Origin of the sequence: Nocardia farcinica, assembly GCF_001182745.1 — a bacterium.
Taxonomy (GTDB): Bacteria; Actinomycetota; Actinomycetes; order Mycobacteriales; family Mycobacteriaceae; genus Nocardia; species Nocardia farcinica.
This window is the reverse complement of record NZ_LN868938.1, coordinates 935,598-957,511: the sequence shown is the minus strand read 5'-3', so window position 1 is coordinate 957,511 and position 21,914 is coordinate 935,598. Positions and strand designations below refer to the sequence as shown.

The following is a 21,914-nucleotide window of genomic DNA, read 5'->3' as shown; positions in this document are numbered from 1 at the left end:
GTCGCACCACGAGAAAAGGCCGTTTCCCTCGGATCACGAGGGAAACGGCCTTTTCCGTGCCGCCGCGGGTCAGCGGCTGGCGACCTTGCGGTACCGCAGCAACGCCAGCGGCATGGCCACGGCCAGGATCACGATCGAACAGATCACCGCGTACTCCACGCAGTGCTCGGCGGGCCAGCCGGTCGGCTGGGCGAAGAACGGCGGCGCGCCGTTGTCGAACAGCTTGCGGCCGGTCGCCGAGACGGCGGTGATCGGATTCCACTCCGCGATCACCTTCAGCGGCCCGGGCAGCGCGCCCGCGGAGATGAACGCCGAGGAGATGAACGTCAGCGGGAACAGCCAGATCAGGCCCGCGCTCTGGGCGACCTCCACCGTCGGCGAGAGCAGGCCGGTGAGCGCGCCGACCCACGACATCGCGAACGCGAAGAGCAGGATGATCCCGAAGGCCAGCGCCGCGTCGGCGATACCGCCGTTGATCCGCCAGCCGACGATGTAGCCGCAGCCGACCATCACCGCCAGGCTGAGGATGTTCACCACCAGGTCCGACAGCGTGCGCCCCATCAGCACCGCCATACGCGACATCGGCAGCGCGCGCATCCGGTCGATGATGCCCTTCTGCAGGTCACCGGCCAGGCCGACGGTGGTGAAGGCGGCGTTGAAGGCCACCGTCTGGGTGAAGATGCCCGCCAGCAGGAACTCCCGGTACTGGCTGCCGCCCAGGGACGCGCCGAAGATGTAGGCGAACAGGAACACGAACATCAGCGGCTGGATGGTGGCGGTCACCAGCAGGGTCGGCACCCGCAGGATCGTCAGCAGGTTGCGGTGCGCCACGATCGCGCTGTCGCGGAAGACCCGCAGCTTCGGCGGGGTGATCTCGCGGGGCACCTCCGCGGTCGGGGTCTCGCCGAGTTCCGGTGCGAGGGCGGGGGCGGTCACGACAGGATCTCCTCGGGTACGTCGTCGGTTTCCGGCTCGGTCGCGGGGGTCGCGGGGGTGCCGGTGAGGGACAGGAACACATCGTCGAGACTGGGCCGGTGCACGCTCGCGTCGAGCACGCACACCCCGGCGTCGTCGAGCCTGCGCAGCGCCTCGACCATCGTGCGGGTACCGTCGCCGACCACCACCGAGACGTCGTCGCCGCCGTCCTCCCGGCGGGGTTCGCCGATGCCGACCTGGGCGAGCACGGTCAGCGCCGGCTGCACGTCCTGGCCGGGCGCCAGCGTGACGGTGAGCCGGTCGCCGCCGATCGAGGACTTCAGTTCCTCGGCCGAGCCGCGCGCGATGACGCGCCCGTGGTCGATGACGGTGATCCGGTCGGCGAGCAGATCGGCCTCCTCCAGGTACTGCGTGGTGAGCAGCACCGTCGTGCCGTCCTGGACGAGTTCGCCGATGACGCGCCACATGTCGAGCCGCCCGCGCGGGTCGAGCCCGGTGGTCGGCTCGTCGAGCACCACCACCGGCGGCCGGGCCACCAGCGCACCGGCGAGATCGAGCCGGCGTGCCATACCGCCGGAGTAGGTGCCCGCGCGGCGGTCGGCGGCGTGTTCGAGCCCGAGCGCGCCGAGCAGTTCCCGGGCGCGGGCGGCGGCCTGGCGCCGGGTCATGCCGTAGAGCCGGGCCACCATCCGCAGGTTCTCGAAGCCGGTGAGGTTGGCATCGATCGCCGCGTACTGGCCGGACAGGCCGATCCGCGGGCGCGCGCTCGCCGGGTCGCGCAGCACGTCCACCCCCGCGACCCGGACGCTGCCCGCGGTGGGCCGCAGCAACGTCGTGACGATGCGCACCGTCGTGGTCTTGCCCGCGCCGTTGGGACCGAGCAGGCCCATCACGGTGCCGGCCGGGATCTCCAGGTCGACGTCGTCGAGAACCCGTGCCTTGCCGTAGTTCTTGACCAGTCCGTGTACTTCCACCGCCAGGCTCATAGGTGCCCGCCTTCGTTCCGGCTCGCGCCGGTGCCGTCACTCACCAGGGTTCTCCTTCGTCGTGGCCTGGTCGCCGTCCAGCCGGCCGCGCAGCAGCGGGCCGATCAGGGCGAGCGCCTCGGGGGTCGTCATCGCCGCGTGCGCGCACGGCACCTGGTGCTCGTGCACGGTCCCGGCCACGTACGGCGACCACGCCGCCGCGCGCCGGTCCGGGTCGGCGCGGTTGATCTCGTCCGCGGCGGCGTGGAAGAACAGCAGGTCGCCGTCGAAGACACGGGGCCGGAAGTCCCGCGCCAGCACGGTGCCGGTGCGGTATTCGCGGAACAGGGCGTCCAGGTGCTCGTCGGTGAGCGCCGCAAACGGCCCCGGCTGTGCGCGCAGCAGGCGCGCGGCCGCGATCGGGTCCAGGTCGGCGGCGTCCGCCTCGATCTCGACGCCGAACTCCGCGAGGATGTCCGCCGCCGAGGGGGTCGCCACGGCCATCCAGCGCTCGCCGAGCCGGTGGCTGTCGAGCATGGCCAGCAGCGCCACCTCCTCCCCCGCCGCCCGCAGCTGCACCGCCATCTCGTGCGCGATGAGCCCGCCCAGCGACCAGCCGAGCAGGTGGTACGGGCCGTGCGGCTGGATGGAGCGGATGGCGGCCACGTAGTGCTCGGCCGCCTCGGTCATGTCCGCGAACCCGGCGGCGCCGCTGACGTGCGGCGACTGCAGTCCGTACACCGGCACGTCGGTGGGCAGGTGCGCGAGCAGCCCGCTGTAGCACCAGGACAACCCGACGCCCGGCGGGACACAGAACAGGGCGGGGCGGGCGCTGCCCGGCCGCAACGGCAACACCGGCGCCAGCGCCGCGGCGACCATCGCCGCCGGGTCGTCGGCCAGCTTCGCCGCCACCGCGGCCGGCGTGGCGTCACCGAACATCGCCTGCACCGGCACGTCGATACCGGCGGCCCGCAGTTCGGCGACCACCTTCGTCGCCAACAGCGAATTGCCGCCGAGTTCGAAGAAGCCGTCGTCGACGCCGACCCTGGCCACGCCGAGCACCGAGGCGTAGGCCGCGCACAGGGCGGCCTCGACGGCGGTGGACGGCGCGCGGTACTCGACGGTTCCGGCGAACACCGGCTCCGGCAGCTGCCGGCGGTCGAGCTTGCCGGTGGGGCTCAGCGGCACCTCGTCGATCAACATGATCGACTGCGGCACCATGTAATTCGGCACCAGCGCGGCCACGTGCGCGGTCAGTTCGCGGGCGGTCACGGTGCTGCCCGGCCGCGGCTTCACATACGCCACCAGCGCGGTGCTGCCCGCCGCGGTGCGGTGGCCGAGCGTGGTGGCCAGTTCCACGTCGGCGTGCCGTGCCAGGGCGGCGTCGATCTCACCGAGTTCGATGCGGAATCCGCGGATCTTCACCTGGTGGTCGACCCGGCCGACGTATTCGACCTCGCCCGGCGTCTGCGGCCGCCACCGCACCAGGTCACCGGTGCGGTACATCCGCTCGCCCGGCTTGCCGTACGGGTTGGCGATGAACCGCTGCGCGGTGAGCCCCGGCCGGTTCAGGTAGCCCCTGGCCAGCGCGTTGCCGGACAGGTGCAACTCGCCGGTGACGCCCATCGGCGCCGGATGCAGCCGCCGGTCCAGGACACCGACACCGACGCCGCGGATCGGGCCGCCGATGGTGATCGGCCCGTCCGGGTACAGCGGCGCGGACATCATCGTCACGATGGTGGTCTCGGTCGGCCCGTAGACGTTGTAGAGGTTGCGGCCCACCGACCACCGGTTGGCCAGATCCGGCGGCAGCGCCTCACCACCGACCAGCACGTGCCGCATCTCGGTGACGCCGCTCGGGTCGACCGTGCCCAGCGCGGAGGTGGTGATGAAGGCATGCGTGATCCGCTCCGCGACCAGCACGCGCGTGAGTTCCGCGCCGCCGACCACCCCGGTCGGGGCGATGACGAGCGTGGCCGCGCCGCCGAGGGCGAACAGCAGGTCGAGCATCGCGGCATCGAAGCTCGGCGTCGCGAAGTTCAGCACCCGGTCGGTCGGGCGCACGTCGAAACGCTGCGCGCACTCGGCGGCGAAGTTGGACAGACCGCCGTGGGTGACCACCACGCCCTTCGGGGTGCCGGTCGAGCCCGAGGTGTAGATGACATAGGCCGGGTTCTCCAGCCGCAGCGGCGCGGTGCGCTCGGCCTGGGTGATCGGTTCCGGCGCAGCGGCCAGCACCCGGGCCCGGAACTCCGGGTCGTCCAACAGGATCCACCCGCCCTCGACGGGCAGGGTGGCACGGTGGGCGCTCAACGTGAGCCCCAGGACCGCACCGGAATCGGCGAACATGTGGGCGATCCGCTCGGCCGGGTAGAGCGGATCGATCGGCACGAACGCCGCGCCGGTCTTGGCCACCGCCAGCACCGCGGCCACCGATTCCACCGACCGGGTGAAGCCCAGCGCGACCAGGCTCTCCGGGCCGACGCCGTGCTCGATCAGCACCCGCGCCAGCCGGTTGGTCCAGCGGTCGAGCGCGTCGTAGGTGACCTCGGTGCCCTCGCAGCGCAGCGCGACCGCCCGCCGGTCGTGCTGCACCGCCGCCTCGAACACCTCGGGGAAGGTGACCGGCCGGTCGGCCTCGGTGCCGCGCACCGCCGCCAGGCCGGACCATTCGGCCGGGTCGAGCAGTTGCAGATCGCCGACCGCACTGGTCGGGTTGGCGGCGATCGCGGCGAGCAGCCTGCGCAGCCGCTTGCCGAGTGCGCGGGCGGTGTCCTCGTCGAACAGGTCGGCGGCATAGGTCACCGCGACGGCGATCCCGTCGGGTTCGCGCAGCGGGGTGTGCGATTCGGTGAGCGTGAACTGCAGGTCGAACTTCGCGATGCCGGTGTCGATGTCCTCGGACTCGATGCGCAGCCCGGGCAGTTCCAGCACGCGCACCGGCTGGTTGCGGACCGAGAGCATCACCTGGAACAGCGGGTGATGTGCCTGCGAGCGTGCCGGATTGAGCACCTCGACCAGCCGCTCGAACGGCACGTCGGCGTGGGCGAAGGCGTCGAGGTCGGTCTCGCGGACGGTGCGCAGCAGGTCGGCGAACCCGGCGTCGGGGTCGATGCGGGTGCGCAACACCAGCGTGTTGACGAACATGCCGATCATGCGGTCCAGCGCCGGATGGCCGCGCCCGGCCACGGCGGTGCCGACGGTGATGTCGTCGGTGCCGGTCATCCGGTGCAGCAACACCGCGAGCGCGGCGTGCAGCAGCATGAACATGCTGACGTTGTGCGTGGCCGCCACGCGCTGTAGTTCCCGGTGCGTGAAGGCGTCGATGGTGCAGCCGACGGTGCCGCCCCGGTAGGACGGCGCGGGCGGGCGCGGGCGGTCGGCGGGAACGGCCAGCAGTTCCGGGCTGCCGTCCAGCGCGCGCACCCAGTAGTCGAGCTGCCTGTTCAGCACCGAGCCGGGATCGTCCTCGGTGCCGAGCGTCTCGCGCTGCCACAGCGTGTAATCGGCGTACTGCAGCTCCGGTTCGGGCAGCTCGATCTCGCGTCCGGCCGCGGCGGCGCGGTAGGCGGCCGCGACCTCGACGGCCAGCGGTTCCAGCGACCAGCCGTCGATGGCGATGTGGTGCACGACCAGGACGAGGACGTTCTCGTCGGCGGTGGCCGGGGTGGCGGTGCCGAGCTCGTCCGGGTCGGCGACGGTGATCAGCGCCGCCCGCAGCGGCGGGGCCGCGGCGAGATCGAATCCGCCCGCGGCGAACCCGCGGACGGTCGCGGCCACCTCCGCCTCGGTCACGGTGGCGGTGTAGAGGGTGACGGCGGCCGTGGCGGGATCGAGCACCACCTGCGCGGGTTCGCCGTCCCGCTCCGGGTACACCGTGCGCAGCACCTCGTGGCGGCGCTGCACCTCGTGCAGGGCCGCGACCAGCGCGGGCAGTTCGAGCCGTCCGTGCAGTCGCAGCACGATGGGCACGTTGTAGGCGCCCGCGGTCCGGTCGCCGTCGCCGCCGCCCGCGTTGAACCGGTCGAGGAACCACAGCCTGCGCTGCGCCGCCGACAGTGGCACGTGGTCGGGGCGTGGTCGTTTCGTCGGCTGCGGGCGTTCGTCGGCGGCGCCGGTACGACCGTCCAGGGCGGCGGCCAGCGCGGCGACCGTCGGATGGGTGAACACGCCGCGGACCTCGAGCCGGGTGCCGGTGGCGGCGGCCAGGCGCGCGACCAGCTGGGTCGCCAGCAGCGAGTTGCCGCCGATGGCGAAGAAATCGGCGTCGGCCCGCACATCCTCGACGTCGAGCAGCTCGCCCATCACCCGCGCGACCAGCCGTTCGGTCGCGGTCTCGGGTGCGCGTCCCTCGGCCGCGCCGGCCTGCTCGGGTTCGGGCAGGGCGGCCCGGTCGAGCTTGCCGACCGGGGTCAGCGGGATCCGGTCCAGCACGGTGATGCTCGCGGGCACCATGTGCGCGGGCAGCCGGGCCGCGAGGTGGGCGCGCACCGCGGCGATGTCGAGGTGCGCATCGGTGGCCTGGACGTAGGAGACCAGCCGGTCGGCACCGTTGATCGCGCGCACCTCGGTGTGGGCGAAGCGGATGTCGGGGTGGGCGGTGAGTGCGGCGCTGATCTCGCCGAGCTCGATGCGGAACCCGCGCATCTTCACCTGGAAGTCGCTGCGGCCCAGGTACACCAGTTCGCGGTCCGCCGTCCAGCGCACCACGTCACCGGTGCGGTACATCCGCGCCCCGGGCGGACCGAAGGGATCGGCGACGAAGCGCGCCGCCGTCAGCCCGTACCGGTCCAGGTAGCCCTGCGCCACGCCCGGCCCCGCGAGGTAGAGCTCGCCGGGGACGCCGACCGGCACCGGACGCAGCCGCTCGTCGAGCACCACGGCCCGCGCCCCGCGCACCAGGGTGCCGATGGTGATCGGGCCGCCGACCGCCAGCGGCGCCGACAGGGTGGCCACGATCGTGGTCTCGGTGGGTCCATAGGCGTTGAGCAGGCGACGGCCGTCGGCCCAGCGGGTCACCAGTTCGGGTCCGAGCGCCTCACCGCCGACCATCAGGCCGCGCAGGTGCGGCAGCGCCCACCGCTGCCGGTCGATGGTCGCCAGCGCGGCCGGGGTGATGAAGGCGTGCGTGATCCGTTCCCGCTCCAGCAGTTCGGCGAGTTCGTCGCCGCCGTACACCTCGGGCGGGCAGATCACCATGGTGGCGCCGGGTCCGAGGGCCAGCAGCAGATCCAGCATCGCCGCGTCGAAGCTCGGGGTGGCGAAATGCAGGGTGCGCGAATCGGGGGTGGTGTCGAGCCGGTCGCGCAGTTCGTCGGCGAAGTTCGACAGGCCGGCGTGGGTGACCGCGACGCCCTTCGGTGTCCCGGTCGAGCCCGAGGTGTAGACCAGGTAGGCCAGATCGGTGACCGCGGCGGGCCGGGTCGGCTCGTCGGCGCGCAGGGGGTCGGCGGTGTAGCCGTCGAGCTCGGCGCGGAAGGCCGGATCGTCGAGCACCAGCCAGTGCGTCGAGGCGGCGGGGGCGAGCCGTTCGGCGTGCTCGGCCCGGGTGAGACCGAGGGCGCTGCCGGAGTCGGTGAGCATGTGCCGCACCCGCTCGGCCGGGTACTTCGGGTCGACCGGGACGAAGGCGGCGCCGGTCTTGGCGACGGCGAGGGCGGTGAGCACGGAATCGATCGAGCGGGTCAGCCCGAGCGCGATCCGGTCACCCGCACCGAGACCGCGGGCGATCAGCGCACGCGCCAACCGGTTCGCGCGCCGGTCGAGATCGCGGTAGCTCAGCGCGGTGCCGTCCCCGACGGCGACCACCGCGGTGCGGCTCGGGTCGCGGGCCACGGTGGCGGCGAAGTACTGCGCGAGCGTGCGCGGCGCGGCGGCCTCGGGGCCGGTGACGGGCGCGAAGTGGACCCGTTCGCGGTCGGTGCGCGCGTCGATGTCGCGGATCGGCACCGCCGGGTCGGCGGCCACCGCGGCCAGGATCCGCATCAGCCGTCCGGCCAGCGTCTCGACGGTGGCGGCGTCGAACAACTCGGTGGCGTAGACGAATTCGGCGGTCGCGCCGAGCCCCGCGGCGTCCTGGGCGACACGCAGTTCCAGGTCGAACTTGGCCGCGGCGATGTCGAGTTCCTCGGCGTGCAGCGCCAGCCCGGGCAGCCGGAGGGTGGGGGCCGGACCGTCCTGGACGGTGAGCGCGACCTGCACGACCGGCCGCTGCGCACCCGCGGTCCGGCCGATCTCCTCCACCACCCGTTCGAAGGGCACGTCGGCGTGCGCGATCGCGGCCAGTTCGTTGTCCCGGTCGGCGCGCAGCAGCGCGGTGAAGGCCGCGTCCGGGTCGACGTCGGACCGCAGCAGCAGGGTGTTGACGAACATGCCGACCAGCTCGTCGAGCGCGGTGTCGGTGCGGCCCGCCACCGGCGTGCCGATGACGATGTCGCGCCCGCCGGTGACCGCGCGCAGCAGCACCGCCAGCGCGGAGCGCAGCACCATGAACATGCTGACGCCCTGCGCCCTGGCCAGGTCGGCGAGCGCGCGCCGGACCTGGTCGGGCACCGCGAATGCCACCGACGCCGCGTGATACTCCGGTTCGGCGGGGCGGGGCCGGTCGTAGGGCAGCGGCAGTTCCTCGGGCAGGTCGGCCAGCGCGTCGCGCCAGTAGGCCAGCTGGGCGCCCGCCACGCTGTCGGCGTCGGCGGCATCGCCCAGGCAGGCGCGCTGCCACAGCCCGAAGTCGGCGTACTGCACCGGCAGCGGCGTCCAGGCGGGTGCCGCGCCGCCGCGGCGGGCCTCGTAGGCGGCGGCGAGGTCGCGGGTCAGCGGGGCCAGCGACCAGCCGTCGGCGGCGATGTGATGCAGCACGATCCCGAGCAGATGCCGCCGGGGCGCGGTGCGCAGCACGGTGAGGCGGAGCGGGGTGTCCACGGTGAGGTCGAAGCTGCCGCGGGCGAGCGCGGCCAGCTGCTCGCGGGCGGCCGGTTCGTCGGCGTCGACGATCTCGACGGCGGGCACCGCGTGCGCGGTCGGCAGCACGACCTGGTGGGCACCCGCGCCGTCCTCCGGGTACACCGTGCGCAGCACTTCGTGCCGGGCGATCACGTCGGCCAGCGCGGCGCGCAGCGCGACCGTGTCGAGCGCCCCGTCGATGCGCAGGACGAACGCGATGTTGTAGGCGCTGGACTCGGGGGCGAAGCGGTTGAGGAACCACAGCCGCTGCTGCGGCAGCGACAGCGGGATCCGCGCCGGACGCGGCCGCACCGCGGTGAGCGGAACGCGGTGCGTGCGCGGCGCCGCCCCCAGGCGAGTGGCCACCCCGGCCACGGTCGGCGCCTCGAAGATCTCCCGCACCGGCAGCTCGGCCCCGAACTCGGTGTGCAGAGCGGCGGTGAGACGGGTGGCCAGCAGCGAGGTGCCGCCGATGTCGAAGAAGCTGTCCTCGGCGCCGGGCACCGGGCGGCCGAGCACGTGCTCGAACACCGCCGCCACCCGCCGCTCCACGTCGGTGCGGGGCGGACGGCCTGCCCCGGCGGCCGCGAACACCGGCGCGGGCAGCGCCTTGCGATCGAGCTTGCCCGAGGGCGTCACCGGCACCTCGTCCAGCACGACCACCGCGGCGGGCACCATGTAGCCGGGCAGCCGGTCGCGCACGGTGGCCAGCACGTCGGCGCCGCGCAGCGCCACGCCGGGTTCGGCGGTCACGTACGCGGCAAGCCGCGGCTCGTTGTGCTCGTCGACATGCACGACCGTGAGCGCGAAGGCCACCCCCTGATGGGTGCGCAGCACATGGTCGATCTCGCGCAGCTCGATGCGGAAGCCGCGGATCTTCACCTGGTCGTCGGCGCGGCCCAGGAAGCGCAGGCCGCCCGCGGCGTCGATCACCACCAGATCGCCGGTGCGGTACATCCGCTCGCCGCGCCGCCCGTACGGGTTGGCCGGGAAGCGTTGCGCGGTCAGGCCGTTGCGGCCGAGGTAGCAGCGGGCCAGGCCGGGGCCGGACAGGTACAGCTCACCCGGCGTGCCCGGCGGTACCGGACGCAGCCGCCGGTCCAGCACGAACAGTCGCATGCCGCGCACCGGCAGACCCAGCGGGACCGGCTGACCGGCCACCATCGGCTTGGACGCGGTGGCGGCGACGGTGGCCTCCGACGGGCCGTACATGTTGTGCATGCGGTGGTGCACGGTCCAGGTGTCGACCAGCTCGTCCGAGCACGCCTCGCCGCCGACGATCACCGCGGCCAGATCGTGCAGCCCCGCGTCGGGCACCGTCGCCAGCGCCGCCGGCGTGATGAACGCGTGCGTCACCCGTTCGGCGCGCAGCAGGTCGGCCAGTTCCCGGCCGCCGTACAGGCCGGCCGGGGCGATGACCATGGTGGCGCCCGCCGCGAAGGCCAGCAGCAGTTCCAGCACCGAGGCGTCGAAGCTCGGTGAGGAGAAGTGCAGGGTGCGGGCGGTGTCGGTGATGCCGAACAGCTGGATCTGCTCGTGGGCGAGCGAGGCCAATCCCGCGTGGGTGACCACGACCGCCTTGGGGGTGCCCGTCGAGCCGGAGGTGTAGATCAGGTACGCCGGATGCGCGACGCGCAGCGGGAGCCTGCGGTCGGCGTCGGTGACCGGCCGCGGCGAGGCGCTGTCGCAGGCCGCGGTCAGTTCCGGCGCGCCGAGCACCAGCCAGTCCCGGGGTGTCCGGGCGTGCCGTCCCCGGGTGGTCGTCGGCCATTCCGGCAGGGCGGCAAGGCATTCGGGCAGCGTCAGGCCGAGCAGCGCGCCGGAATCGGCGAGCATGTGCGCGATCCGCTCCCCCGGGTAGCCGGGGTCGACGGGCACGTACGCGGCACCGGTCTTGGCGACCGCCCAGATCGCGGTGATCGCGTCGAGGCCGCGCGGCATGGCCACCGCCACCACGGTCTCCGGCGCGGCACCGTGGGCGATGAGCACCCGCGCCAGGCGGTTGGCGCGCTCGTCGAGCTCCCGGTAGGTGGTGTCGAGCCCGTGGTGGCGCACCGCGACGGCGTCGGGCACGCGTTCGGCGGTCTCGGTGAGCATCCGCGCCAGCGTGATCGGCGGGACCGCGGGCGCGGCGGGCAACGGCACCAGATTGGCGAACTCGCGGTCGTCGAGCAGGTCGATGTCACCGACCGGCGCGGCGGGCGCGGCGAGGGCGGCGTCGAGCACGGTCACGAAGCGGCGGGCGAAGGTCTCGACCGTGGCGTGATCGAATACGTCGGTGGCATAGACGAATTCGGCCTCCAGCGCGCTGTCGGCCGCGGTGTCGTGCACCTCGAGGTGCAGGTCGAACTTGGCGACCGCGCTGTCCAGCGGCAGCACCTCGGCGGTGACGCCGGGCAGCTCGAGCGCCAGGTCCGGGGTGCGGTCGTAGGACAGCATCACCTGGAACAGCGGATGCCGGGCGGTCGAGCGCTCGGGGTTGACGACCTCCACCAACCGCTCGAACGGGACGTCGGCGTTGGCGAAGGCGTTGAGGTCGGTCTCGCGCACCGCGTCGAGAACCTGCTCGAAGCCGGCCGCGGGGTCGATCTCGGTCCGCAGCACCAGGGTGTTGACGAACATGCCGACCAGCTCGTCCAGCGCCGGATCCGAGCGGCCCGCGATCGGGGTGCCCACGGCGATGTCGCTGCTCGCGCTCAACCGCGCCAGCAGGGTGGCCAGCGCCGCGTGCAACACCATGAACAGGCTGACGCCGCGTCCGGCCGCCACCGCCAGTGCCGCGGCCCGGGTGTCGGCGGGGATGGTGAACCGCACCCGCTGCGCCTCGCCGGTCCGCCGCAGCGGCCGGGGGCGGTCCAGGGGCAGGTCGAGCTGGTCGGGCAGCCCGGCCAGCGCGGTACGCCAGTAGGCCAGCTGCCTGCCGAGCCCGCTGTGCGGGTCGGCCTCGTCGCCGAGCAGCGCGCGCTGCCACAGGGTGAAGTCGGCGTATTGCACCGGCAGCGACGTCCAGCGCGGCGCCGTCCCCTGCGCCCGGGCCGTCACGGCGGCCACCAGGTCGCGGACCAGCGGCGCGATGGACCAGCCGTCACCGCAGATGTGGTGCAGCACCAGCACGAGCACGTGGCTGCGCGGTCCGGTCGACCACAGCGCCACCCGCACCGGCGCCTGGTTGCGCAGATCGAAGCCGTAGCCGGCGAATTCGGCGGCGAGCGCGGTGACATCGGCGCCGGTGGCGTCCACCGGATCGAGGGTCAGCGGAATGTCGGCTGCCGGGTGGATCAGCTGATACGGGCCGTCCGGGCCCTCGGGGAAGGTGGTGCGCAGGCTCTCGTGCCGGTCGATGACGTCGATGAGCCCCGCGCGCAGCGCGGCGTGGTCGAGCACACCGTCCAGGCGCAGCGCCAGCGGCATGTTGTAGGCGGCGGCGTGCTCGTCGAAACGGTTGAGGATCCACAGCCGCTGCTGCGCCGGCGAGAGCGGGATGCGCGCGGGCCTGCGGGCGGGGACCAGGCGCGGCGGGGCGGCGATCGGTGCACGGCGGCCGACCCGCTCGGCCAGCGCGGACACGGTCGGGGCCTCGAACAGGTCGCGGATGGTGAGCGCCGCGCCGAGATCGGTGTTGATCCTGCCGACGGCGCGGGCGGCGATGAGCGAGTTGCCGCCGAGGTCGAAGAAGCCGTCCTCGATCCCGATCTCGTCGAGGGCGAGCACCTCGGCGAAGATCGCGGCCACCGCGTGTTCGACCTCGGTGCGCGGACGGAGGCCGCCGGTCGCGGCGACCGGGAGCTGCGGGGCGGGCAGTGCCTTGCGGTCGATCTTGCCGTTGGCGTTCAACGGCAGCTCGTCCAGCACCATCAGCACCGCGGGCACCATGTAGCCGGGCAGCCTGCGGCGCAGTCCCGCGAGCACGTCGGCGGTGTCCACGGTGGCGCCGGGTGCGGCGACGGCGTAGCCCACCAGCTCGTCGCCGGTGCGGCCGCGGCGGGCCACGCACACCGCCCGCGCCACCCGCTCGTCGGCCAGCAGCGCCGCCTCGATCTCGCCGAGTTCGATGCGTTGGCCGCGGATCTTGACCTGGAAATCGGTGCGGCCCAGGTATTCCAGGACGCCGGGTTCCTCCGGCGCGGTATCGGGCCGCCAACGCGCGAGATCCCCGGTGCGATACATGCGCGCACCGGGGGTGAAGGGGTCGGCCACGAACCGTTCGGCGGTCAGCTGGGGTCTGCCCAGGTAGCCGCGGGCCAGCTGCACGCCGGCCAGGTAGAGTTCGCCGACCACGCCGGGCGGCACCGGGCGCAGGCCCGCGTCGAGCACGTAGGTTCTGGTGTTCCACACCGGCGAGCCGATGGGCACGGTGTCCGGATCCGGCGGGCACGGCCAGTAGGTGACGTCGACGGCGGCCTCGGTGGGGCCGTAGAGATTGTGCAGCCGCGGGCCGCCCGCGTCCGGTGCGCCGAGGGCGGCGTGGAATTCGCGCACGGTGGCGGCGGGCAGCGCTTCGCCGCTGCAGAACACCTGCCGCAGGCTGCCGCAGCCGCGCACATCGGCATCGGTGACGAACACCGACAGCATCGACGGCACGAAATGAGCTGTGGTGACGCGTTTCTCGGCGATCACCCCGGCCAGGTAGGCCGGATCGCGGTGCCCGTCGGGCGCGGCGAGCACCAGGCGGGCGCCGACCTGCAGCGGCCAGAAGAACTCCCAGACCGAGACGTCGAAGGTGGCGGGCGTCTTCTGCAGCACCGCGTCACCGGCGTCGAGCGGGTACTCGTGCTGCATCCAGCGCAGCCGGTTGACGATCGCGGCGTGGCTGATGCCGACGCCCTTGGGTCTGCCCGTGGAGCCGGAGGTGAACAGCACGTACGCCAGGTGGTCGGGGCGTAGCGGAGCGCGCCGGTCGGCGTCGGTGACCGGGGCGGCGTCATAGCCGGACAGGGGCACCGTGTCGAGCGCGAGCACGGGCACGTCGGCGGGCAGCGCAGGCCCCTCCCCGGCCGCGACGAGCAGGCACACCGGGTCGGCCTGAGCGAGAATGTCGGCGCGGCGCTCGACCGGATGGTCCGGGTCCAGCGGCAGGTAGGCCGCGCCCGCGCGGATGATCGCGTACATGCCGACGACGAGGTCGATGCCGCGCCGCAGGCACAGCCCGACGACGGTCTCGGGGCCCGCGCCGCGGGCGATGAGCAGGCGGGCCAGCCGGTTGGTGCGCTCGTCGAGTTCGCGATAGGTCAAGGCGGTGTCGTCGAACTCGAGCGCGACGGCGTCCGGGCACATGGCGGCCCGTGCGGCGAACAGGTCGGCCAGGGTGGCGGGGGCGACCTCGGCGGCGGTGTCGTTCCAGCGGTGCACCACCAGCTCGTGTTCGGCCGGGGTGATGGCCTGCAGCGCCCGGACCGGGGTGCCGGGCTCGGCGGCGACGAATTCGGCGAGGTAGTCGACGAACCGCCGGTGATGCGCGGCGACCTCCCGCTCGGCGTAGAGCAGGCGGTTGGCTTCGAAGTCCAGGTGGGTGCGGCCCCGGCTGTTGTAGACGTTGACCGACAGGTCCTCGACCGGGCCGGTGGCCAGCACGTGCAGTTCGCCGACGAGGCTGCCGAAGCGCAGCTCCGGGTCGAACAGCATGATGTTGACCATCGGCCCGAAGAACCCGCGGGTGTTCGGGGAGTAGCCGCCGTCGCGGCGGATGTCGTCGTGCCGGTAGCGCTGGTGGCGGAGCGCGCCGGTGATCTTCAGCTCGGCGGCGCGCACCAGGTCGGCGACGGTGGTGTCCTCGTCGACGCCGAGCCGCAGCGGCACCACGTTCGACAGCACGCCCGCCGAGCGGCGCAGCGCCACGGTGGTGCGGGCGGCGACGGGCAGGCTGAGCACCACGTCCGGATCGCCGGTCACCGAGCGCACGTAGGCGGCCAACGCCGCGACCAGCAGTGTCGAGGCGTTGGTGCCGAACGCGGCGGCCGCGGCGTCGAGCGCGGCGTCCAGGCTCGCGTCGAGCACGCCCTGGGCCAGGCGCCGCCCCGGGTCGGGGGTGGGGACCGCGGCCACGGTGGACAGGCTCACCGGTTCGCCCGCGCCGGCGAGCTGTTCGCGCCAGTACTCGCGATCGCGTTCGCAGCGGGCCGAGTCGCGATAGGCCGACTCCTCGGCGTACAGGGTGGCCAGCGGGGTGGCCCGGGAGACCGAGGGCTCGGTGTGCCGCTCGAGGGCGGTGTAGATCTCGGCGGTGCGGGTCAGGCCGGACATCGCGCCGTAGCCGTCGATGACGATGTGATGGGCGCGGCCGTACCAGAGGTATTCGGCGTCGCCGATCCGCAGGATCACGTTGGTGACCAGCGGATCGTTCTCGAGGTCGATGGGCGAGGCCGCGTGCTCGTTCATCCAGCGCATCGCCGCCGCGCGCGGGTCGGGCCTGCCGCGCAGATCCAGGCGCCCCCAACCCGGCCTGCGGTCCGGGTCGATCACCTGGTGCGGCACACCGTCGATCTCGACCAGCCGCAGATACCCGCTCTGATTCTCGGCACCGCAGCGTTCGACCGCGTACAGCAGCCTGCCCACGTCGAGATCACCCGTGATCTCCACGTACTGGGCGATGGTCAGCGGGACGTCGGGCCGGATGCGCTGGGCGTACCACAGCGCGGTCTGCGCGGGTGAGAGAGGGAAAGGCTGGGTCGGGAAGCCACCCGAAACACATTCGTCGACGCGATCGGTGGCACACGAACTCATCAATCACTCCGTTCTTCCGCAGCTGACACGAGTCCCCGAGCACCGGACGGCCCTCGCGCACGAGCGCGAAGGCCGCAGGACGTGATACACGCCTTAGATTCGGAGCCCTTGCGCGGGCGGATTGCCAGAGACTGCGATTCCATGCATCGCGAACCGGCTTGAGCCACCGGCGAATTCGCAAGCTACTTTTCAGCTAACAAGACCGCGTCCAGGGGATCATGATCGAACCGCCTCCCCAGACCGGCACGCCGGCGCGGGATATCGGCGCGGAAGCAATCCTTCAGCGAATACCGCTTCGTGCAGTGTCGGAAACTACGGAGCAAACCGGATCTTCCGCGCGAAGCGGGCGGTGGCGGCTCGGTTGCCCGGCCCGGTCGCCCCCGGTCCGTCGGTCGGCTCGGTCGCCCCCGGCTCGATCGCACGGCTCACTCGCCCCGGGCCCGATCAGACGGCTCGATCGCCCCCGGCTCGATCGGACGGTTCGGCCGCCCCCGGCTCGATCGGACGGCTCGGCCGCCCCGGCCCAATCGGTCGGCTCAGTCGCTCCGGCCCGACCGGACGGCTCGATCGCCCCGGCCCGATCGCCCAGCTCGGCCGCCCCCGGCTCGATCGGACGGCTCGGCCGCCCGCGTCAGTCGCCCAGCTCGGTCGCCCGGCCCGATCGCCCAGCTCGGTCGCCCCGGCCCGATCGCCCAGCTCGGTCGCCCCGGGCCCGATCGGTCGGCTCAGTCGCCCCGGGCCCGATCGGACGGCTCAGTCGCCCCGGGCCCGATCGGACGGCTCAGTCGCTCCGGCCCGATCGGACGACTCGATCGCCCCGGCCCGATCGGACGGCTCGATCGCCCCGGCCCGACCGGACGGCTCGATCGCCCCGGCTCGATCGCACGGCTCGATTGCCCCGGCCCGACCGGACGGCTCGGCCGCCCCCGGCGAGATCGCCGCGCTTGGTCGCCCCGTTCGATCAGCGCCTTTTTCGCCCGGCTCAGTCGCCCTGCTCAGCGACCGGCTGGACGTCGCCGGCGGTGGCGTCGCTGTCGGAGGCGTCGCCGGCGGCATCCGTGGCGGCGGTGGCTCGGCGGCGCCGCACCACGACGAGCACCAGCGCGCCCGCCGTCAGCGCCACCGCGAGCAGTTCCGGACCGCCGCCCAGCCGGGTGGCGAGCGTCGTGTCGGAGCGCAGCGGCAGCTCGGCCACCAGGGCCGCGGGCACGAACAGCTGGGTGGACTCGGCGACGGCGCCGTCGGCGGTGATGATCGCGCTCACCCCCGAGGTCGCGGCGACCACCAGCGCGCGCCCGTGCTCGACCGCCCGCACCCGTGACATCGCCAGTTGCTGGTAGGTCATCTCGCTGTCGCCGAAGGTGGCGTTGTTGGTGGGCACGGTCAGCAGCTGCGCGCCGGCGGCCAACGAGTCGCGGAAGGCGCGGTCGAAGGCGACCTCGTAGCAGGTGGCCACGCCGATCTCGACATCGGCGGCGCGCACCGTGCCGTCCCCGTCGCCCGGCACGAAATATCCGGCGCGGTCGGCGTATTCGGAGAACAACCGGAAGAACGAGCGCATCGGCAGGTACTCGCCGAAGGGCTGCACGATCTTCTTGTCGTGGCGCTCCCCCGGCCCGGCCGCACCGTTCCAGACCATCACCGAGTTCGTGGTGGTGCGGTCGTCGTTGACGAGCACGGCACCGACCAGGATCGGCGCGCCGATGGCCTGCGAGGCGCGGCTGATGAGGGCGGCGGCGTCGGCATTGCGCAGCGGGTCGATGTCGGAGGAGTTCTCCGGCCAGATCACCACGTCCGGGCGCGGGGCGCGGCCCGCGGCGACGTCGGCGGCGAGTTCCTCGGTGCGGCGGACATGGTTGTCCAGCACGGCCCGGCGTTGCGCGTTGAAGTCCAGGCCGAGGCGCGGCACGCTGCCCTGGACCGCGGCGACCGTGATCGTACGGTCCCCGGTCTCAGGGTCGGGCAGCGCGGACCGGAGGATCACTCCGGCGACCGGCATGATAGCCGCACAGCAGGCCGCGACGACAATCGCGCTGCGCGACCAGCGGTTCCGCGCGGACCGGTCGGCGGAGCGGACCGCCGCCCACACCGGCCGCGCCAGTGCCACGAGGCCGCTGCCGGTCAGCGCGACGGCGAATCCGATCAGCGGCGCACCGCCGATCATCGCCCACGGCAGGTACCAGCCGTCGGCCTGGCCGAACGCCAGCCTGCCCCAGGGAAATCCGCCGAACGGGAAACTCGACCGCGCCCACTCCACGCTGACCCACGCCAGCGCGACCCACACCGGCCAGCCGGGCAACCGGCCCACCAGGCGCACCAGCACCCCGAACAGGCCGACATACACCGCGCACGCGGTCGACAGGGCCAGCCACGGCAGCGGTCCCACGTAGATGCCCGTCCACGGCAGCAGCGGCACGAAGAAGCCGAGCCCGGCCAGCATTCCGTACCCGAACCCGCCGCGCAGCCGGGTGCCGTCGCGCAGCACCGCCACCAGCACGGCCACCCCGACCGGCGCGAGGAACCACAGCGGGCGCGGCGGGAAGCTGCCGAAGATCAGCAGACCCGCGACGATCGCGGCGAGCACGCGCCACCACACCGCCGGACTGCCGATCGCCCGCCGCCCCGTCGCGCGCGCACCCTCGCCCGTCACGCTCATGCCTGGTAGATCGTGACGCCGCGGTGCACCGTGCGCAGGCAGCGCGGCAGCGGCGAATCCGGTTCCAGCGCAGGCAGTCCGGGCACTCGCGAGCGCGGGTCGGTGGACCAGCGCTGCACCGAGTCGGCGGCGGCCGCCACCACGAGTTCGCCCGCCTCCCAGATCGCATACGACGCCGGTGCGCCCGGCACCAGGGTGCCCGCGACACCGTCGCGGACCCCGCCCGCCCGCCAGGCGCCGCGGGTGGCGGCGGCGAACGCGGCACGTGGGGAGATGCCGTGCCCCGGCGTGCGGTGCAGGCTCGCGGCCCGCACGGCCGCCCACGGGTTCAGCTCGGTGACCGGCGCGTCGGAGCCGATCGCCAGCGCGATGCCCGCGGCCGCCATCGCCGCGTAGGGGTTGAGCCCGGCGGCGCGTTCGGCGCCCAGCCGCGCGGCGTACATGCCGTCGGGCCCGCCCCAGGTCGCGTCGAAAACCGGCTGGACACTGGCGATCACACCCCAACGGGCGAGTGCGTCGATCTGCGCGGCGTCGAGCATCTCGGCGTGCTCGACGCGGTGCCCGCGCGCGGCCACGGCCGGACCGCCCAGCGCGGCGACGGCCTGCTCGAAGCCCGCCACCACCGCGTCCATGCCCGCGTCCCCGATGACGTGGAAGCCCGCCTGGATACCCGCCTCGGTGCAGGCGCGCACGTGCGCGCCGATCGCGTCGGCGTCGAGATAGGACACCCCGGTGCCCGGCCCGTCGGCGTAGGGCGCGCGCAGCAGGGCGGTGCGCGAACCGAGCGAGCCGTCGACGAACAGATCACCACCGAGCGCGTGCGCGCCGACCTCGGCCAGCAGCGCCGTCGCCTCCGCCGCCGAGCCGACCGCCTGCCCCCAGTACGCGCGCACCTCGACACCGTGCTCGACGTCGAGCAGCTCGCGGAGATCGTCACGGCCGGCGATGTCGGGGCCCGCGCATTCGTGCACCGCGACGATCCCGTGCGCCGCCGCGGCATCGAGCGCGGCCCGCCGGGCGCGGTCGCGCTGGGCGCGGTCCAGGCCGGCCAGCGCGGCCGCGCGGACCAGATGGTGGGCGTCGGCCCGTAGCGGCGCACCGGGCGTGTGACCCCGGGTTCCGGCGGGCACGAGGGCGAGCAGGGCCGAGGAGACCGCGGCCGAGTGCGCGTCCACGCGCGCCAGATAGACGCGCCGTCCTGGCCCGGCGGCCGCGTCCAGTTCCTCGGCCGAGGGCGCGCGCCGCTCCGGCCAGCGCGTCTCGTCCCAGCCGGTGCCGAGCACCGTGGCCTCGGGATGCTCGGCGGCGTGGGCGCGCACCGCGGCCAGGCATTCGGCCAGCGATCCGGTGGCGGTGAGGTCGAGCCCGATCAGTCGCAGGCCGAGCGCGGTGACGTGCACGTGCGGGTCGACGAAGGCCGGGGCGACGAACGCGCCGTCCAGGTCGACGATCTCGGCATCGGGGTGCAGCGCCCGGCCCGGCTGCTCCGCGCCCAGCCATACGATCGTGCCGTCCTGCACCGCCATCGCGGTCGCGTCGGGCGAACTCGAACTGTAGAAACGGCCACCGATCAGCAACTGGGTACGCACGGCTCCCCAGTCTGCCGCACGCCGATCCGCCGCCCGACCCCAGGCGGGCGCCGCCCGGATCCGGACACCGACCGGTTCAGGAGGGGTCGATGGCGCGGCGGGTGCCCCGGCCGTCGTGGTACCACTGCTGCACCACGACACCGTCGACCACGCCGTCGGCGTCGACCACCACGCCGTCGTAGCGGGCGGTGCGCACCAGGCGGCCGACGCGGCGCGCGGCCAGCGCGGTCACCGCCGGGCGCACCAGCCCGCGGGTGAGCGGCAGCAGCAGGAGCAGGCCGAGCACCGAGGTCACCAGGCCCGGCACGAACATCAGCACACCGCCGAGGGCGACGAGCACGCCGTCGGCGACCGCGGTGCCCGGTGTGACCTCGCCCCGGCCGACGCGCCGGAACTGATCGAACACCCGCCTGCCCTGCGCGCCGACGAGCACCATGCCCGCCGCCGACCCCGCGATCAGCAGCAACACCGTCGGCAGCACACCGATCCACTGGCCGACCGCGACCAGCGCGGCGACCTCGACGATCACGTACAGCACGAACAACAGGGCGGGCATGGGCGCTCCTTCCGGACGATCTACCCTGCCCAACGTCCGAACGCCGGAGTTTTCTCCCGAGCCGGTCAGCCGCCCGGCCGCACCAACCCGGTTTCGTAGGCCAGCACCACCGCCTGCACCCGGTCGCGCAGCCCGAGCTTGGTCAGCACCCGCCCGACGTGGGTCTTCACCGTGGCCTCGGACAGGAACAGCTCCGCGGCGATCTCGGCGTTCGAGCGACCGGCGGCGATCTGCTCGAGCACCTCCCGCTCGCGGGCGGTGAGCACGTCCAGCACCGCGGCGTCGCGCATACCCGCCGGATCGTCGGCGATGAGCCGGTCGAGCAGCCGCTTGGTGACCTTCGGCGAGACCACCGCGTCACCGGCGGCGACGCTGCGCACCGCCGAGACCAGATCCTCGGGCGGGGTGTCCTTGAGCAGGAAGCCGCTCGCGCCCGCGCGCAGCGCGCCGAGCGCGTGTTCGTCGAGGTCGAAGGTGGTCATGACCAGGACCTTGCAGCCGTCGCCGGATTCCAGGATGCGGGTGGTGGCGGTGACACCGTCGACCACGGGCATGCGCACGTCCATCAGCACCACGTCGGGGCGCAACTCCCTGGCGCGGGAGACCGCGACGGCGCCGTTCTCGGCCTCCCCGATCACCTCGATGTCGGGGTGCGCGCCGAGCACCATCTTCAGGCCCATGCGCATCAATTCCTGGTCGTCGACGACTAGTACGGTGATCGGCACCGATCCAATCTAACGTCGCGTCCGGCCCGCTCCGAACGGCGCCGCGGCGGCGACGGTGGTGTCGGTGCTCGTCGTTAGGCTGTCCGGTTCGCTGAATCCAGTCGTGATGGAGCCCCATGAACGAAGATGTTCGACGCCTCGAGATCGCCATGATCGAGCGGCGTACCTGGTCCGACCGGGAACACCGTTCGGTGTGCCGGACGGACTCCCGCCTGTGCGACCCGTCCCGCCGGCTGGTGTGGCTGGGGTACGACGAGGAGTCGACCCCGCGGGTGTCCTTCCGGCTCGACGCCGGGGGCGCGCCGGTCGACAGCGCGGGCCGGCGCATCGGCCTCGACGTCGCCCGGGTGGCCGTCGCCCACCCGCTGCACCTGGCGCACGAGCTGCCGCGCTGGGCGGCGCGGTTCGCCGAAGAACGCGTGCGCCAGCCCTTTCCGCAACTGGCGCGGGAGGTGCACCGGCTCACCGAACGCGAGCGCCGGTCCACCGCGCTCGAGCGGTTCGCGCACCGGATGGTGCCCGCGCACGCGCTGTCGCGGCTGCTGCGCTCCGGCTGGCGGCTGGGCAGGCCGGTCGACGGCGTGCACGACCACCTCTACCGGCCGGTCGGCGGCGACCTGTGGGTGCTGCTGCATCTGGACGACGGTCTCGACGCCGACGACCCGTGGACCGGGTCCGAACGGGTGGTCGAGGCGGTCGAGTTGTCCGGCAAGCCCGCGGCGCCGTGGTGGAGCCGCTGCGGGGACACCGCGTTCGGCGTCCTCGATCCGGTCACGGCCAGCGAGGTGGTGCGCGAACTCACCCACGCGCTCGACTGACTCCGGT

8 protein-coding genes are annotated in these 21,914 nt (G+C 73.5%); 1 reads left to right on the top strand and 7 read right to left on the bottom strand.

Translation table 11 applies throughout. The annotated features are described in order from the left end of the window. Positions 1-69: 69 nt before the first annotated feature. From AMO33_RS04650 to AMO33_RS04620, 7 genes are all read right to left on the bottom strand, one after another. On the bottom strand, positions 70-885 hold the full coding sequence (locus tag AMO33_RS04650; protein WP_098086931.1) for an ABC transporter permease: 816 nt from the start codon (positions 883-885) through the stop codon (positions 70-72). A 47-nt stretch (positions 886-932) separates the two neighbouring features. Next, entirely contained in the window at positions 933-1,922 is a 990-nt protein-coding gene (locus AMO33_RS04645) for a daunorubicin resistance protein DrrA family ABC transporter ATP-binding protein (RefSeq protein ID WP_011209648.1), read from the bottom strand. A gap of 36 nt (positions 1,923-1,958) precedes the next feature. After that, on the bottom strand, positions 1,959-15,563 hold the full coding sequence (locus AMO33_RS04640; protein WP_076573421.1) for an amino acid adenylation domain-containing protein: 13,605 nt from the start codon (positions 15,561-15,563) through the stop codon (positions 1,959-1,961). A gap of 982 nt (positions 15,564-16,545) precedes the next feature. Beyond that, the gene (lnt, locus tag AMO33_RS04635; protein ID WP_060590755.1) at positions 16,546-18,219 is read right to left on the bottom strand and encodes an apolipoprotein N-acyltransferase; all 1,674 of its coding nucleotides are present in this window, start codon (positions 18,217-18,219) and stop codon (positions 16,546-16,548) included. Further along, entirely contained in the window at positions 18,216-19,808 is a 1,593-nt protein-coding gene (locus AMO33_RS04630; protein ID WP_060590753.1) for an amidohydrolase, read from the bottom strand. The genes lnt and AMO33_RS04630 overlap by 4 nt, the downstream gene beginning before the upstream one ends. A 76-nt stretch (positions 19,809-19,884) precedes the next feature. Further along, positions 19,885-20,364: an FxsA family protein gene (locus AMO33_RS04625; protein WP_060590751.1), complete on the bottom strand. Its 480-nt coding sequence runs from the start codon at positions 20,362-20,364 to the stop codon at positions 19,885-19,887. A 65-nt stretch (positions 20,365-20,429) separates the two neighbouring features. Beyond that, positions 20,430-21,089 carry a response regulator gene (locus AMO33_RS04620; protein WP_060590750.1) on the bottom strand — a complete coding sequence of 220 codons (660 nt, stop codon included), beginning with the start codon at positions 21,087-21,089 and terminating at the stop codon, positions 20,430-20,432. Between the two features lie 116 nt (positions 21,090-21,205). Between AMO33_RS04620 and AMO33_RS04615 the strand changes: the two genes are divergently transcribed. Further along, positions 21,206-21,907 (top strand): DUF4132 domain-containing protein, encoded by a 702-nt coding sequence (locus AMO33_RS04615; protein ID WP_060590748.1) that lies wholly within the window; start codon positions 21,206-21,208, stop codon positions 21,905-21,907. Positions 21,908-21,914 lie beyond the last annotated feature (7 nt).

Excerpts from the sequence above, each read along its gene's own strand:
- AMO33_RS04615 (WP_060590748.1), top strand. The coding sequence starts at position 21,206 with ATGAACGAAGATGTTCGACGCCTCGAGATCGCCATGATCGAGCGGCGT.
- AMO33_RS04625 (WP_060590751.1), bottom strand. The coding sequence starts at position 20,364 with ATGCCCGCCCTGTTGTTCGTGCTGTACGTGATCGTCGAGGTCGCCGCG.
- AMO33_RS04645 (WP_011209648.1), bottom strand. The coding sequence starts at position 1,922 with ATGAGCCTGGCGGTGGAAGTACACGGACTGGTCAAGAACTACGGCAAG.
- AMO33_RS04640 (WP_076573421.1), bottom strand. The coding sequence starts at position 15,563 with ATGAGTTCGTGTGCCACCGATCGCGTCGACGAATGTGTTTCGGGTGGC.
- lnt (WP_060590755.1), bottom strand. The coding sequence starts at position 18,219 with ATGAGCGTGACGGGCGAGGGTGCGCGCGCGACGGGGCGGCGGGCGATC.